This window comes from Methylobacterium sp. HMF5984, from assembly GCF_045033435.1.
Taxonomy (GTDB): Bacteria; Pseudomonadota; Alphaproteobacteria; order Rhizobiales; family Beijerinckiaceae; genus Methylobacterium.
This window is the reverse complement of the sequence record NZ_JBJFLN010000001.1, coordinates 316,399-331,760: the sequence shown is the minus strand read 5'-3', so window position 1 is coordinate 331,760 and position 15,362 is coordinate 316,399. Positions and strand designations below refer to the sequence as shown.

General features: G+C 69.0%; 15 protein-coding genes. 2 read left to right on the top strand and 13 right to left on the bottom strand.

Features of this window, described 5'->3' with window-relative positions; genetic code table 11:
* Positions 1-34 precede the first annotated feature (34 nt).
* Positions 35-1,036 (top strand): ABC transporter substrate-binding protein, encoded by a 1,002-nt coding sequence (locus tag ACFZ8E_RS01575; protein ID WP_405041814.1) that lies wholly within the window; start codon positions 35-37, stop codon positions 1,034-1,036.
* Positions 1,037-1,233: 197 nt separating this feature from the next.
* On the opposite strand, the gene ACFZ8E_RS01570 is transcribed toward ACFZ8E_RS01575, so the two are convergent.
* The 5 genes from ACFZ8E_RS01570 to ACFZ8E_RS01550 form a co-directional block, all read right to left on the bottom strand.
* Positions 1,234-1,920: a DsbA family protein gene (locus ACFZ8E_RS01570; RefSeq protein ID WP_405041813.1), complete on the bottom strand. Its 687-nt coding sequence runs from the start codon at positions 1,918-1,920 to the stop codon at positions 1,234-1,236.
* 76 nt (positions 1,921-1,996) lie between these two features.
* Positions 1,997-2,311, bottom strand: coding sequence for a GCG_CRPN prefix-to-repeats domain-containing protein (locus ACFZ8E_RS01565; RefSeq protein ID WP_405044306.1), 315 nt, complete (start codon positions 2,309-2,311; stop codon positions 1,997-1,999).
* A 63-nt stretch (positions 2,312-2,374) separates the two neighbouring features.
* Positions 2,375-2,638 carry a GCG_CRPN prefix-to-repeats domain-containing protein gene (locus ACFZ8E_RS01560; protein WP_405041812.1) on the bottom strand — a complete coding sequence of 88 codons (264 nt, stop codon included), beginning with the start codon at positions 2,636-2,638 and terminating at the stop codon, positions 2,375-2,377.
* Positions 2,639-2,786: 148 nt separating this feature from the next.
* Positions 2,787-4,130 carry a sensor histidine kinase gene (locus ACFZ8E_RS01555; protein WP_405041811.1) on the bottom strand — a complete coding sequence of 448 codons (1,344 nt, stop codon included), beginning with the start codon at positions 4,128-4,130 and terminating at the stop codon, positions 2,787-2,789.
* A gap of 29 nt (positions 4,131-4,159) precedes the next feature.
* Positions 4,160-4,891, bottom strand: a complete 732-nt coding sequence (locus tag ACFZ8E_RS01550; protein WP_405041810.1) for a response regulator — start codon at positions 4,889-4,891, stop codon at positions 4,160-4,162.
* Positions 4,892-5,187: 296 nt separating this feature from the next.
* Between ACFZ8E_RS01550 and ACFZ8E_RS01545 the strand changes: the two genes are divergently transcribed.
* Positions 5,188-6,459 carry a hydantoinase/carbamoylase family amidase gene (locus ACFZ8E_RS01545; protein WP_405041809.1) on the top strand — a complete coding sequence of 424 codons (1,272 nt, stop codon included), beginning with the start codon at positions 5,188-5,190 and terminating at the stop codon, positions 6,457-6,459.
* A gap of 191 nt (positions 6,460-6,650) precedes the next feature.
* Here ACFZ8E_RS01545 and ACFZ8E_RS01540 read toward each other — a convergent pair whose 3' ends face one another.
* From ACFZ8E_RS01540 to ACFZ8E_RS01505, 8 genes are all read right to left on the bottom strand, one after another.
* Positions 6,651-6,866, bottom strand: a complete 216-nt coding sequence (locus ACFZ8E_RS01540) for a hypothetical protein (protein ID WP_405041808.1) — start codon at positions 6,864-6,866, stop codon at positions 6,651-6,653.
* Positions 6,867-6,915: 49 nt separating this feature from the next.
* The gene (locus ACFZ8E_RS01535) at positions 6,916-9,420 is read right to left on the bottom strand and encodes an ATP-binding protein (RefSeq protein WP_405041807.1); all 2,505 of its coding nucleotides are present in this window, start codon (positions 9,418-9,420) and stop codon (positions 6,916-6,918) included.
* Positions 9,421-9,541: 121 nt separating this feature from the next.
* Complete coding sequence (locus ACFZ8E_RS01530) at positions 9,542-9,778, bottom strand: type II toxin-antitoxin system ParD family antitoxin (RefSeq protein ID WP_405041806.1); 237 nt, start codon at positions 9,776-9,778, stop codon at positions 9,542-9,544.
* 154 nt (positions 9,779-9,932) lie between these two features.
* Positions 9,933-10,847 carry a molybdopterin-binding protein gene (locus ACFZ8E_RS01525; RefSeq protein ID WP_405041805.1) on the bottom strand — a complete coding sequence of 305 codons (915 nt, stop codon included), beginning with the start codon at positions 10,845-10,847 and terminating at the stop codon, positions 9,933-9,935.
* Positions 10,844-11,731 carry a cytochrome b/b6 domain-containing protein gene (locus tag ACFZ8E_RS01520; RefSeq protein WP_405041804.1) on the bottom strand — a complete coding sequence of 296 codons (888 nt, stop codon included), beginning with the start codon at positions 11,729-11,731 and terminating at the stop codon, positions 10,844-10,846. Before ACFZ8E_RS01520 ends, ACFZ8E_RS01525 begins: the two co-directional genes overlap by 4 nt.
* Before the next feature lie 77 nt (positions 11,732-11,808).
* Positions 11,809-12,039, bottom strand: a complete 231-nt coding sequence (locus ACFZ8E_RS01515; RefSeq protein WP_405041803.1) for a hypothetical protein — start codon at positions 12,037-12,039, stop codon at positions 11,809-11,811.
* A gap of 428 nt (positions 12,040-12,467) precedes the next feature.
* Positions 12,468-14,369, bottom strand: coding sequence for an ATP-binding protein (locus ACFZ8E_RS01510; RefSeq protein WP_405041802.1), 1,902 nt, complete (start codon positions 14,367-14,369; stop codon positions 12,468-12,470).
* Positions 14,366-15,361, bottom strand: a complete 996-nt coding sequence (locus ACFZ8E_RS01505) for an ATP-binding protein (protein ID WP_405041801.1) — start codon at positions 15,359-15,361, stop codon at positions 14,366-14,368. Before ACFZ8E_RS01505 ends, ACFZ8E_RS01510 begins: the two co-directional genes overlap by 4 nt.
* Between the last annotated feature and the right edge of the window lies 1 nt (position 15,362).

The following is a 15,362-nucleotide window of genomic DNA, read 5'->3' as shown; positions in this document are numbered from 1 at the left end:
ACTATAACTTGGGGCGAACGGACAGGAGCCTCCAATGCCCGACCGCACCCTCGACATCGCCTTCTGGAACTACGACCGCACCCGCCCGCTCGCCGACGGCAGTGTCGGGATCGCGGGCGTCGAGGCGCGATATCACACGGCTCAAATCGTCCCCGAGATCTTCGAGGCGATGATCCGCCGGCGCGCCTACGACGTCTCGGAACTCGGTCTGACCTACTTCCTGCGCACGTTCGCGCAGGGATCGTCGCCCTTCCTGGCGCTGCCGGTCTTCCTGAACCGCGCGTTCCGTCACTCGGCGATCTACGTGAACGCCGCGAGCGGGATCGAACGACCTGAAGACCTCGTGGCCAGGACCATCGGCGAGTTGGCCCTCTACGGGCACGATGCCGGCGTGATGCCGAAGGGCATCCTTATGGATGAGTTCGGCTTCCGGCCCGAGCGCAACCGCTGGATCGTCGGCGGCATCGACTTCCCGATGGAGCCGATCGATTTCGTGCCCCAGTCCCACCCCGCGGACGTCCCGGTCACGGTGGCGCCGAAGGGTACCGACCTCGGCGTCCTCCTGGAGACTGGGGAAATCGACGCCCTGATCTCCGCCGACGTGCCGCGTTGCGTTCTCGACGGCTCGCCGAAGGTCCGTCGGCTGTTCCCCGACGCGGAAGCGGTCGAGCGCGACTATTATCGGCGCACGGGCATCTTCCCAATCATGCACACCGTCGTGGTCACGCGCGAGTTGGCCGAGCGGGAACCAGCGATCGTACGGGCAGTCTATCGCGGCTTCTGCGAGGCTAAAACGGTGGCCGAAGAGGATCTAGTTCGGGGCCTGACCTTCAACAGCATGGGGGTGATGATACCCTGGCTGTCGGATCTCCTGCTGCGGGATCGCGAGCTGCTCGGCTCGGACTGGTGGCCCTACGGCATGTCCGCCAACCGGGCGGCCATCGATGCGGTCCTGCGCTACCATCACGAGCAGGGCCTGACGGAGCGCCGCTTCACCGCCGAAGACATCGTCGTGCCCTACCTGCTCGACACCTGAACCCTTGATCGCAGGATCAGGGCACCGGCCGGAGAGCGCGGCGAAGACGCGGGGGATCGAGCGTCAGCCCATCGTGCGGAAGGACTCCACGTCTCCGTCCGCGTCGGGCGTCGCTGCTGCGAACCTATCTCGCGGAACTCGGTCGCAGCGACGGGCGGCCACCGAGCGTGGTCACTCGTGCACCATAACGGCGAGCTTCAACGCGGTTTCCGTCCCAGGGCTCGCACGATGGTCTCGCCGAGCGCGTCCGCCGTCAGTGCGCCCTCGTGTCGGTCGTCGTTCACGAACAGGGTCGGCGTGCTGTGGACGCCCAGGGCGGAGGTCGCCTGCGCGAACACGCCCTGCACGCCGTCGTAGAGAGCTTGGTCGCGCAGTATGGCATCGAACCGGTCACCACCGATTCCCACCTGCCGCATCAACTCCCGCATGGCATCCAGCGGTTTTTCCACGAACGCCCAGGCGCGCTGCCGCTCGAACAGGAGGTCGGTGCGCGCGTAGTAGTCCCGATCGCCGTCGGCCCGGGCCAGCATGAAGCCGGCCGTGTCGAGAGAGTTCAGGGGAAAACCACGCAGGGCGAAGCGTACCTGTCCGGTATCGATCCAGCGAGCCTTGACGGCCGGCCAGGTCCCGTCGTGGAACGCCGCGCAATGCGGGCAGGTCAGGGCGGCGTACTCGACGAGCGTCACGGGTGCCCGGGGCGATCCCACCCAGACGTCGCCAAGCGGACCGGCTAGGCCCGGATCAGCGACATGGCCGACCCTGGGTTTCCGAGACGCCATCGCCGCCAGCCCTGCGATGGCGAGCGCCGAGAGACCGAGGGCCGATCCGGCGATCACGCCGCGACGGCTGAACCGCGGCGATGCAATCCTGTCGGCACAGGGCATGCGAGGTCTCCGGCGGGGTTGCTGGACGAGGGTCATGCCTTGGAGGCGTGGTCGCCCCGGTGCGGGGTGGTCGGCATCACCAGCGGTGATGCCAACCTGCATGCCGGAAGCCGCCCCAGCGGTGTCCGCCGTGCCATCCGAAGCGGCGATGCCAGCCGTAGTGGTAGCCGTAGTGGTAGCCGTAGTGCCAACGGCGACCGCCCCATCCGCGATAACCGAAGTGACGGTAGCCGGGACCGTAGGCGTAAGGGCGATAGCCGAGGTTCGGCCGGCACCAGCCATAGACGCCGCGGTGGAGACCGAGGCCGCAACCGTCCCGGGCCTCCGCGGCCGAACCGGCCGTGAGAAGCCCTGCGGCGAGGGCCAGGGGTACGACGAGCTTGCGGATCATGTCTGCCTCCATGCGTGTCCGGCACGCGGCCGGACGCCGGTTTCGGGAAATGGGCGGGACGGTTCAGTTCGGCCAGCAGCGGCGGCCGTAGGGTCCGATGTGGAAGCCCGCAGGGCACGAGCGGCCGCGGACGTACCCGCCCCACTGTCCGCCGGTGCGGCAGCCGCCGTAGGGACCGCGATGGCCGTAGGGGCCGCAACCACCGTAGACTTGGATGATCTCGGCACCGTCCGATCCCGTCGAGACGGCGTCCTGGACCAGCGGAAGCGCCGTGGCCGGGGCCGCGAGGACGGCCAGGAGGGCGGCGGGGGCTAGGAGCTTCAACATCGTCGAATCCTTTTGCTCTCACGTGAGCCGCATCGCCTGAGCCGGCGTTGCGACCGATGAGGGCAGGATCGTCCCCGCTTGCCTCCCAGATGTGACGGACGGATGCGTCGGCGTAACGTTTTGTAACGAAGCCCGCCGGGCGCGGCCCTCAGACGATGGCGGGCAGAGTCAGCACGAGACGGGCGCCGCCGAGCGGGCTCACGTCCGCCCGCACGGTGCCGCCATGGGCCTCGGCGATCTGTCGGGCGATGGCGAGGCCGAGGCCGGTGCCGCCGGTCCGGCGGTTCCGAGACTGCTCGATCCGGTAGAACGGGTTGAACACGGCCGTTCGCTCCGCCTCCGGGATGCCCGGACCGTCGTCCTCGACGACGACCCGGCACAGCTCGCCAGTGCGCTCCACCGCGACGACGACCGAGGAATGTCCGAACTTGACGGCGTTCCCGATCAGGTTGGCCACGATCCGACGCAGTGCGACCGCGTCGCCGGCGACGACCGCATCCTGCACGTCCTCGCCGGACAGCCGGATATCGGCGCCTTGCGCGGCGTGCTCGGCCACCTCAACGGCGACGAGGTCGCCGAGGTCCACCGCCGTCCGGCCCACCTCGACTGCGGTGCCTCTGGCGAAGCCGAGGGACGTGTCGATCAGTTCGGTCATGGCGTCGAGATCCTCGACAAGCCGATCCCGCCGTTCCGGGTCCGCCACCCCCTCGGCCCGCAAACGCAGTCGGGTCAGGTAGGTCTTGAGGTCATGCGAGATCGCGCCGATCAGCAGCGAGCGTTCGCCCAGAAGGCCGACGATGCGGTCCTGCATGTCCTGGACCGCCCGCGAGAGGCCTCGGATCTCGGGGGCGCCCCTGGGCGTCGCCACCGGCTGATGGGCTCGCCCGTCGAACCGGGTGACCGCCTCGGTGAGGCGGCGCAGCGGGGCGAGCTCGTGGCGCGTTCCGACGAGGACGAGGGCGGCGACGACGGCGCCGAGGATTGCCACCCACAGGCTCAGCGGCTGGCCGAGCAACCACGGCATGATCGAGCGATGCTTCTCGACGGCCGAGATGACGAGGATCCGGCCATCCGGCAGCCGGTAGGTCGCCGTCGCAAGCTGGCCGATGGGTCGGTTCCGGCTCTGGTCGTTCACGTCCTCCGGGGCGACGCCCCGATGCAGCATGGCCGTGTCGGTGTAAGCCCGCAGGGGGCCTTCCGGGTCACCGGTCATCCGCCGCAGGCGTCGTTCCAGGCGCGGCTCACGGATCAGGCCGGCCTCGTCGGGGGCCGCGTCGGCGATCTCGGCCCGCAGCGCCTCCCCGCTGACGGCCTTCAGGATCGCCGGCCGCAGGGCCGGGTCCGCATCCCGCAGCAGGGTGACGATGTTCGCGGCCTGGTCGACACGCGGAAAACGCGTGGCGAAACGCGGGCCTTCCTGGCGCCGCTGCCAGCCATCCAGGGCGACGGTGGCGAGGACCAGCAGCGAGAGCGCCCCCAGGAGGAGCAGCATGATCCGTCCGAGCAGGCCGACCCGGGCCATCACGGAACGCGACGCGTCGGTGCGGCCAGGATGTAGCCTGCGTTGCGCACGGTCTTCAGCAGGGGCGCGACGGAACTGCCGGAGGCGTCGAGCTTGTGCCGCAGCCGGCTCACCTGCACGTCGATGGTGCGGTCGAAGGCATCGGCCGTGCGGCCGCGCGTCCAGTCGAGGAGCTGGTCGCGCGACAGCACCCGCTGCGGCCGGGTGACGAAGCAGTGCAGCAGGTCGTACTCGGCACTCGTCAGGGGGATTTCGGCGGCTTCCTCGCCGACCGTGACCCGACGCGCGGCGAGGTCGACGACGAGGTCGGCCACCGCGAGCGTCTCCGGGCCGGCGTCGGCCGGTTGGGCGGCGGTACCCTGCGTGCGGCGCAGGACGGCGCGGATTCGGGCGAGCAGGACGCGGGGATTGAAGGGCTTCGAGACGTAGTCGTCGGCCCCCATCTCCAGGCCGAGCACCCGGTCGATGTCCTCGTCCTTGGCGGTCAGCATGACGACGGGCGGCCCGCCCGCCTCTCGCAATCTCCGGCAGATGGAGAGACCGTCCTCGCCCGGGAGCATCCAGTCCAGCACGATCAGGTCCGGGGCCGGGCCGGCTGCCAGGTGCCGGTCGAGGCCCGCCCCCCCGTCGAGGCCGACAACGCGAAAGCCCTCGCCCTCCAGGTAGGCGACGAGCTGGATGCGGATGTCGGCGTCATCCTCGACGATGACGATGGTCGGGGCCTCGCTCATACCCCCCACATACGGTCGCCGGCCGGCCGGGCAACGCGAAACACGCCGTTGTCACAAAACGTTACATGGGCTCAACCGGACGTCATGCTGGGGAAGTACCTGGGGTCGAGGGTGCGTGGCCGCTCGGGTGACGCGTCGCGCCGCTCAGCCCCGTCCTCGACGCTTGCCTGACCGTACCGACGGATCGGCCTCAGGTGGGCGTGTCCCTCAAGGATCCCGCATCGTCAGGATCATGGAGCACCCATGCGATCTCAACCTGCCAGCACCACGGTCGGCATAGCGGCGGGTGTCCCGTCGTGAGCACGGCCGAAATCGTCATCGAGCGCATCGAACGCCTCGCCCGGATCAGCGCCTACACTTGGAATTTGACCCGGCGCGTCTTCAGCCCGAGGCAGGCGGAGGCCGAGGGACTCGTCCTCGCTTGGATGGAGGGGGCAGGCTTGTCAGCCAGGCGCGATCCCGCCGGCAACCTCGTCGGCCGGATCGAGGGATCGATCCCGGGAGGCCCGGCCATCGTGATCGGGGGGCACGTCGACACGCGCGCGGACGCCAGCCGCCATGACGGCACGCTCGGCGTCCTCATGGGCATCGCAGCGGTCGAGCGTATGGTCCGGCAGGGCACTCCCCTGCACTACGCCGTCGAGGTCATCGCCTTCGTCGAGGATGCGGCGTCCCGGTTCCCCGTACCCAGGCTCGGCAGCAGGGCCGTGGTCGGCCGGATCGATCCGCACATGCTGGACTTCGATGACGATTACGGCGTCACGCTGCGCCAAGCCATGGAGGCGCACGGCCTCGACCCCGAGGGGCTCACGGGCGCGAGGCGTTCCGTGGGCGATGTGCTCGCTTATGTCGAAGTCGCGGCCGAGGCCGGCCCCACGCTGGAACAATCGGGCTCCCCGGTCGGGGTGGTTCCGGCCCTGACGGCGTCGTCAGTCCTTCGGATCACGCTGAAGGGCGCCGCCGTCGATGCGGCGACGGTCCCGATGGCGTTTCGGCACGATGCGCTTGCTGGGATGGCGGAGTGCGTCCTCGAAGCCGAGCGCATCGGGCCCTCTCGGGATCGTGCCACCGTCACGGTCGGGCGAGTGGACGCTCAGTCGGTCCCGGTCTCCGTGGTGACGGGTTCCGTGACGTTCGCCGTCATCGTCCAGTCCTCCGACGATGACGGAAGGCACGCGATCGTCGCGGAACTCGTCGCGGCGTTCGACAGGATCGCAGGACGTCGCCGGCTGGAGATCGCCATCGAGCGAGGCATCGATCCCGATGCCACCCGGTGTGACCCGGGTCTGGTCGGCCTGTTCCAGCGCGCCGTCGAGGCGTCGGGACACCCCATCGTGCAACTGCCGCACGGCATCACGACCGATGCCTCCAATATGTCTGTGGTCGCACCGATTGGATCGGTGCTGCTGCGGTGCCGGGGTTCTGTGGGGTGGGGATCGGCGGGTTCGGTCGAGCCTGCCGATGTCGAGGTCGGCCTGGACGTGCTGACCCTCGTCCTAGGCGTCCTGGCCAGCGGCTCGGACACGGCGCCAGCTGCCATCCTCAGCGGTCGCAGGCAATCGTTCTAACGGTCCGTAGCTGATGGATGCTGGTCCGCTTCGCCCCAGGCCATACTCGGAAAGCAGACGGACCCCTAGCGACCCAACTACGCCGTAGAAGCGGTCCAAGGTCGTTCTCGAAAGCAGACATCGAAACTGGGCTCGCGCCGCGACGGCACTCTTATGGATGTTCGCCTTCCGGACTTCCGCCCCCCACTCGATCAATCCAACGTCTGCATCTGGACGACCCCGCCGAGTTCGCCGGGCTTGCCCGCGGTGATCACGAGGTAGCGGCGGCTCGCGCTGGCATCCGTGCGGGTGACCTGCCGGATCGGGCCGATCGCGTTGACGATGGCCGCGCCGGCCGGGTTGGTCATGAAGGCGGCGAGCGGCTCCAGGCCGGCGGCGCCCTTCGGATCGGCGGACAGCGCCAGCACGAAGGGCATTTCGGCCCATACGGCGCTGGGATGCGGCTGCGGAATGGGATCAAGTCGCGCCCAGGATGCGCTTGCGGCGTTGCCAGGTGGCGACCTTGCGCAGCAACCGCGAAAGCTGCTCCACCGAGTACGGCTTGTGCAGCAGCTCGAAGCCGTAGGTCCCGTTCCGGGCCAGGACGTGGCTGTAACCCGAGGCGAGCAGCACCGGGAGGTCATGGTGCTCCTCCCGGATGCGATGCGCGAGGTCGATGCCGTTCATCCCCGGCATCACCACGTCCGTGAAGACGACGTCGAACCTGTCCGCGTCCCGGGCCAACTCAGCCAGGGCCTCCTCAGCGTTGCCGGCGAGCACCGGCACGTAGCCGAGATCGGTCAGGGTCTGCACGGCGAAGGTCCCGACGTCGGCATTGTCCTCCACGACGAGCACGCAGGTCCCGTGGCCGTCCATGAGCGGCTCGGGCTCGCCCGTGTCCGGGGCTCGCGTCTCCTCCGCCACCTGGGGGAGGTAGAGCGTGAAGGTGGTCCCGCGACCGACCTCGCTTTCGACCGTGACCTCGCCACCGGACTGCTTGGCGAAACCGAACACCTGGGAGAGGCCGAGGCCAGTGCCCTGGCCCACGCCCTTGGTGGTGAAGAACGGCTCGAAGATCCGCTCCAGCCGCTCCTCGGGAATGCCGCTGCCGGTGTCTCTGATCGAGACCGCCACGAACGCGCCGGGGATGGCCGCGTGGGTTCGGATGGCCGGCATCGCCTCGACGGCACGCACGCGGATGTCGAGGCGACCCTCGCCGTCCATGGCGTCGCGGGCGTTGACCGCCATGTTGACGAGCGCGGTGTCGAACTGGCTCGGGTCGGCGTGCACGAAACAGGTCCGCTCCGGAAGGTCCGTCACGATCTCGATGCGAGAGCCGGTCAGCGTGCCCACCATGTCCGAGAGTGAGCGAACGCTGTCGCAGGCGGCGAACACCTCCGGCTTCAGGGCCTGGCGACGGGCGAAGGCGAGGAGCTGCCCGGTCAGCTTGGCGGCGCGGTCGACGGTATCGGAGATGGCGGCCACGTAGCGGTCCCGCCTCTCCGCGGCGAGGTCCGGCCGCTTGAGCAGGTCGGTCGACGACTTGATGACCGTGAGGAGGTTGTTGAAGTCGTGCGCGACGCCTCCGGTCAACTGCCCGATGGCCTCAAGCTTCTGCGACTGCCGCAGGGCCTCTTCGGCGGCCATGAGCTCGCGCGTGCGCTCCCCAACCCGCTGCTCCAGGGTCTGGTTCGCCTGGCGCAGGTCCGCCTCGGCCTGCCTGAGGGCGGTGACGTCATTGAAGATGCCAACCATGTGGCGGAGGCCGGAGGTATCGACCGGATGACCCGCGCTGAGGATCGAACGGCGGTCCCCATCCGGCAGGATGATGGTGTAGCCGATGTCCACACGTGCCCCGTCACGGAAACCTGCCTCGGCCGCGGCGGTGACGCCCGCGACTTCGTCAGGCGCGATGACGCCGAAGACTTCGCCCTGGTGGATCACGCCGACAGATGGCAACCCGAAGATCTCTCGGGCGCGTTCGTCCATGGCGACCTCGCCCGTCACCGTGTTCCAGTCGAAGGTTCCCAGCCGCGCGACGTCCAGCGCGACGGATAGCCGGGTTCGGCTCTCCTGCGTCGCCGCGAGGGCCTCCTCCAATTGCATCGCGCTCTCGGCGAGGCCGGCCTCGGCCCGCGCCCGCTGCAGGGCGGTGAAGATCCGCCCGGCCACGTCGCGGACCAACGCCTCTTCGTCATCGGTCCAGCGGCGGGGGACGGACTGGTTGACGAACACCGAGGCCCAGAGGCGTCCCTCCATGGCCAACGGCACGGACAGGAGAGCCCGCAAGGTGCCGATGCCTTCATAGGAGGCTGCGCTCGGCGCCGTCCGGGGGTCCGAGGGCACGTCGTCCACCCTGAGACTGCGACCAGCGCGCAGTTCGCCGATCGCGGCCTCGCCGAAATCGGCAAGGCGGTGGATCCCGACGAGGCTCGGCATGGTGCCGTCCGTCCAGTCGCGCTCGACCGTGTAATGGACCCCGGCGGCATCGGCCTCGCCGAACCCGCACCGCTGCACGCCGAGGTGCCGGCCGAGCATGCCGCAGGCGGCCGCGATCAGATCGTCGGGGTCGTCGTGGATGCGCATGGCATCGCCGAGGGCCAGGAGGAAGGCGTTGCGGCGCTCCTCCCTTACCTTCGCGGTGGTCTCGGTGCAGGCACAGAACATCCCCTGCACCGAGCCGTCCTCCCCGCGCAGCGGCGAGTACGAGAACGTGAACCACACGTCCTCCGGGTAGCCCCTGCGCATCATGACGAGAGGCAGGTCCTCCCTGAAGGTGGCCTCACCACCCGTAGCCCGCTCGACCAGGGGACGAATGTCGTCCCAGATCTCCGACCAGACCCGCTCGAACGGCTCTCCGAGGGCGGCCGGATGCTTGGCGCCGAGGATCTCGACGTAGGCGTCGTTGTACAGGAAACCCAGGCCAGGCCCCCAGGCCAGGAACATCGGGAAGGCCGAGTTCAGCATCAGGCTGACGGCCATGCGCAGGGGCGCCGGCCACGACTCGGGTGAACCGAGGGGAGAGCCCGACCAGTCGTGGCCGCGCATCGACGCGCCCATCGCCCCGCCACCCACCAGGAAGGGATGCGTACCGTGCCCGGCCTCAGCCACGGACGTCACGCCGGCCTTGCCCGGAGCCAGTTCGCATGGGGGGGTGTTCCGACGCGGCCGCGCCCTTCGATCCATGTCGCAGGCGTGCGGCTTCCTCGTGCCGGAGCAGGCGCAGGCCGGCCCGCACCACCTCGCTCGCGTTGCCGTATCCGCCGGACGCGACGAGGTCGCTAACGAAGGCGTGCAACTCCGGGGTCAGCGATACGCTGATGGGCCTTCGCTCGATCATGCCGACGCGCTAGCCCGAATGACAGTGTCGTACAACGTGGCGGCACCGGGCCATGAAACCCGTCCGTATGCCATGGTGTCACAGGTTGATTGATCGCGACGCTGGGCCCCCGAGGATGGCCGCCGCGGGAGTTCGCCCAATAGCAAGGCGCGCATCAGATCCCGGCGTACCAGGCATAGCCCTGATCCTCCCAGTAGCCGCCCTTGCCGTCCCCGATGTCGGCGAAGCTCTCGACCACCTCGATGCGCATGACGTACTTGGCCTGCTTGTAGCCGAGGTTGCGTTCGACCCTCAGGCGCAGGGGAGCGCCGTTCGCCACCGGAAGGTCCTTCCCGTTCATCGCGTAGGCCAGGATGGTCTGTGGATGGAAGGCGTCCACCAGGTCGATGCTCTCGTAGTATCGAACCGCTTCGGACCCCTCGGCCGAGGCGGCGCCGGACGGCTGCTGGCCGCCGGAATCCCGCCTGTCCTCGCCCGAGCCCGATTGCTTCGTCATCGCGGGGTTCGCGTTGCCAGCCGGCGCCCCGTCGTCGTCCGCCGTCGTGTCGTCGTCCTCGCCCTGGTCCATGGTGTCGGCGCAGTGGAACACGACGTAACGCGCCTCGGGCTTCAGCTTGGCCCGGGTCAGGAGTTCGGCGAGCGGCACCCCGGTCCACTTGCCCATGGCGCTCCAGCCCTCGACGCAGTCGTGCCGGGTGATCTGCGTGCGTGCGGGAAGCTGGCGAAGGTCGGCCAAGGACAGCTTGAACGGGGCCTCAACGAGGCCTCCGACCTCCAGGCGGTACTTGGCGAACTTGCCCCTCGCCAGGGCCTTGTAGGCCTTGTCCGGCGGGCCCTCGGTGCCGTTCGGCTTGAACCAGGGCGAGATGTCCGCCTCGGCGAACTCCGGTGCGAGGGTCCGCTCGGACAGGAGCAGGCGCTGGACGAACAGGTTGGCGTCCTCGCCGGTCTTGAGCGTCCGCCGGAACCACTCGGCCTCCCCGAGCCGGTCGCAACCACCGAGCATCGCGGTCCCGGCCGCCGCGGTGGCTCCGAGCAACAGGGAGCGACGGCTTGGCTGCGAGATCATGGGGTGCCTTCCGAAGACCCATGCCCGGATGCCGGCTCGACCTTCCGCTCGATCACGAACCAACCCGTGAGCATCCCGCGCATGTTGTTCCAGAAGCCAGAGAGCACGACCAGGGCGACGTGGACGACCACGAACAGGACGAGGAGCGCCGCCACGACGAAGTGGACCGTCCGGGCCGATTGCCGGCCATCGAACAGGGCGAGCAGGAACGGGAAGGCCGCGTCCATCGCCGGAGACATCGCGAGACCGGCCAGCACCTGCACGGGCAGGAGCACGAACAGGACGACGAGGTAGGTGAGCTTCTGGATAACGTTGTAGCGCTTGGCCTCGTCCCCCTGCGGGAAACGCAGCGTCAGGTGTTCCCGAACCGAAGCGCCGAAGTGCCGGACCTGGTCGCGGGACGGGATCACGCGGAACCTGAGCTGGCCGCTGATCAGACCGTAGAGAAGGTAGGCGAGGCCGTTCAGGACGAAGGCCCAGGCGAAGAAGAAATGCCAGGAGCGTCCGCCGGTCAGGTCCTGGTCGCTCGGCAGCGTCAGCCAGGCCGGGAAGCCGCGGTCCGCCGCCTGGCCGTCGGCGCCGGCCGACGAGCCGAGCCAGCCGGTCGTGTCGAAGCTGTGGCCCAGCACGGTGGTCACGCCCTTGGGCGGATCGTCCTCGGTCGAGGACATCGACACCAGCGGCGCATTGAAGGTCGACGCCTTGCCCCAGTACAGCGCCGGATGGGCGTTGAAGATCTGCAGGCCGCTCATCAGCAGCACGAGGAGGCAGACGGCGTTGACCCAGTGGGTGACGCGGATGACGGCGGGGTGTCGGAACATCCACCGCCGGCGCTCGACCTCGCCGACATCCGGCGCGGAGCGTGTCAGGTAGATGCGTGGCACGGGCGTGCCGTTCCCTTCTGCTCGGTGGGTACTGCGGGACGGCCCGGAGACCGTCCCGCCGCATCAGTGCTGACCGATCACATGCGGTGCATCATGCGCTTCTTCATCATGTGACGGCGCATCATCCGCTTCTTCATCATGCGCTTCTTCATCATCATCCGGTCGCCGTGCATCATGCGGACCTGGGTTACGTCGGACTGGCCGGCGTTCAGGCCATTGGGGCCCATCGGGGCGGCGGAGGCGGAGCCGGCACCCAGGAGCAGGCCACCGATCATGGCGGTGGCGAGGGCGAGCGTGGAGGTCTTCATGCGCTGTCTCCTATTGGGAGTGTAGTTTTCCCGTTAGACAGCCTGAAAAGCATCGAACTTCTTTCGAAGTTCCTGTGATGAGTATAAAATTACTGTGCCGATAGTGATTTGCACGCGCCAAGCCAGGCGAAAGGGGTAGCACCCTCGCCTTTTGAAAGACCATCGATGGGTCCTGTACGAAGAGGGGGAGAAAAAGGTTTCACCCGGCCAGGAACCGGGGCGTTCGCGCGCCTGACCGACGGCGTTTGGCCGTCGTCCGATCAAGGCGTTGCCGCGCATGCGCGAGCCGGATCGCGCCTTGAACCATTGCCAGCCTTCGGCCATGAGCCTCACCGGGGCGACCGTGCGCAAGCAACTTGCCGAGGGTGGCAAGGCAGTGGCGATTGAGGTCCTTGGGCGGCTACGGGCTGAGTATAACGAGCCTGTCGTCACCCATCCGCCGGCAAGGGCGAAGCGGGAATGACCCGTCCCAGGACCCGGCCGATCTGCGCGGCAGAGTACGGCTTGTGCAGGAGCTCGAAGCCATGGCTGTCCTCGCGCGCCAGGACATGGCTGTAGCCCGAGGCTAATACGACCGGCAAAGTGGGAATGCGGATGCGGAGTGTTCTGGCGAGTTCGATGCCGCCCATGCCTGGCATCACCACGTCGGAGAAGACGGCCTGGAAGCCGGCCCCGTCCGCGCCCAGGCGTTCGAGCGCCTCCTCTGCGTTGACGACCCATTCGGGCGCGTAACCAAGGTCCTCCAGGATCTGGGCGCAGAAGCGCCCGACCTCCAGGTTGTCCTCGACCAAAAGCACCGGCTGGCCTTGGCCCGAGGGCGCCACTCCGGCGTCGCGGTCGAGGACGGGCATTTCGGCCAGCCTGTCCGAGACCTCGGGAAGGTAGAGCGTGAAGGTCGTGCCCACGCCGACCTCGCTCGCCACGTCGACGTCGCCGCCGGACTGCTTGGCGAAGCCGAACACCTGGGAAAGTCCGAGCCCGGTGCCGCGTCCCACGGCCTTCGTCGTGAAGAACGGTTCGAAGATGCGTCCAAGAACGCCGGGTGGGATGCCCGAGCCGGTGTCAGTGAGGGAGATGGCCACGAACGGCCCGCGCGAGCCGCCATGGCCGCGGATAGACGGCATGGGCTGCCCGGCGAGCACGCGCATCGTCAGCGTGCCCACGCCGTCCATGGCGTCCCGCGCATTGACCGCGGCGTTCACCACCGCCGTCTCGAACTGGTTGACGTCGGCCCGCACCAGCGCAGACGCGTCCGAAGCCTCGACCTTCACGCGGATGCGGGCGCCGGTGATGGTGTCGAGCATGTCGGCGACGCCACGCAGGCGCTCGCCGGCGTCGAACACCTCGGGCTTCAGGGATTGCCGGCGCGCGAAGGCCAGCAGCTGGCCCGTGAGCTTGGCCGCGCGGTCGACGGTGTCCGAGACCGCATCCATGTACCGCTTGCGCCGTTCCTCGGGCAGGTCGGGGCGACGGAGGAAGTCGACGGAGGACCGGATGATGGTCAGCAGGTTGTTGAAATCGTGCGCGACGCCGCCGGTGAGTTGGCCCACCGCCTCAAGCTTCTGCGCTTGCCGAAGGTCCTGCTCCATCCGCTCGCGCTCGACCGCCTCGGCGAGGAGACGGGCGTTCGCCTCAGCGAGCTCGGCCGTCCGCGCGGCGACCTGAGTTTCAAGGGAAGCTCCTACCTCTCGCAACTGCGCGGCCTGCGCCTCCAACTCCGCATGCAGCGCAACGACCCCGCGGTTGGTTTCCGCGAGCTCACGGTTGAGGCGCTCCGTCTCTTCCTGGCGCTCGGCGAGCTCGGCGAGGCTGCGCAGGAGCTCGCGGTTCTGCTCGCGCAGGGCGACCAGCGGTTCCTCGGTCCGCGCGCGGGCCACGTCCTCGGCGAGGGTCGCGAGCCGCTTTCCCGTGAAGGATTCCGCGCCGTGCGGCAGTCGCTTGGCGAAGGTGGCGACCGTGCCCTTGCCGGTCTCGGTCTCGATCTCGAAGCGGTCCATCAACCGGCGGGAGCCGGTGATGCCGATGCCCAGGCCCGTCGTCGAGCGGTAGCGACCTTCGAGGATCTCGTCCAAGTGGGGGATGCCAGGTCCCTTGTCGATCACGCGGATCACCAGGGATTGGCCGCCAGGCCCCTCGTCGAGGCCGTACTCGACCCGGCCGCCGCCGGCGTAGCCGTAGGCGTTGCGCGCGATCTCGGACACCGCCGTGGCGATGCGGGTCTGGTCCTGGATCTCGAAGCCGAGGCGCTCTGCCAGGCGGCGCACGCGCTGGCGCACCGTGACGATGTCGTCCTCGTGCTCGACCTGGCTTGCGAGGAGAGGCCATCTCATGCCGCGTCCTCCCGAACGACGAGCACGGTGGCGTCGTCGCGGGCCCGGGCGAAGTCGCGGTAGATCGCACCCGCCACCAGTGACGGATAGCCCCCCGCGATGCCGGGGAAGGCGTCGAGGGACCATCCGGTGACGATCCCGTCCGAGCACAGGACGAACAGGTCGTCCGGGCGCATCGGGTACTCGAATTCCTGGATACGCCGGGCCGCGTGCCCGGCGGTGCCCGCGAGGGAGACCGTGCGCTTGGTCACTGCGCCAGAGACGACGGCTCCCAGGACGTTGCCGATGCCCGCGAACGTGAGGATGCCGGCGTCCCGATTGTAGCGTGCGACCGAGACCGCCCCGCCCCGGGTGTGCGCCAGCCCCGCGTGGATGGCGGACAGGATCGCGCCGGGGGACTTGTCCCGATGATGGCGGAACCACCGCAAGGCCTCCTCGGACGCCTTGGCTGCCTCGGGTCCATGACCGAGACCGTCCGCCACGATGGCCGTCCAGCCGTCGGGCCGCTCATGCACGGCGTAGGCGTCCCCATTGGCGGTCTCGCCCCTCAGGGGCACCGTCACCGCGCCGAACGTCGCTGCCGATGCCGCAGCGGTCGTCCGGACGCCCAACAGGCGCGCCAGAACCGCCGTGCCCACGCCTGGCCGCGATGCGATGTCGAAGGCGTCGGAGAGGCGCTGCACCGCTCCGAGGCCCTCGCCGGCGCTGCCGCCGGTGGAGTGCCCGTCGCGCAGGGCCGAACCGAGGTCCGAGAAACCCCCACCCTTGTCCAGCGCAAGGATCTCGACCCCGGATCCGGTGGCGTCCTCGTAGGTCCCGACGAGGATCTCGCCGGGCACGCCGTACTTGACGACGTTGGTGGCGAGCTCGGTCACGACGAGGGCCACCCGTCCAGCCGCGGTCTCGTCGAACCCGATGGACTGCGCGGCGGCCACGGCACGCCGCCGCGCCTCGGCCACCTGGCTCGCTTCCGTGACGGTGACCCGGTCCATG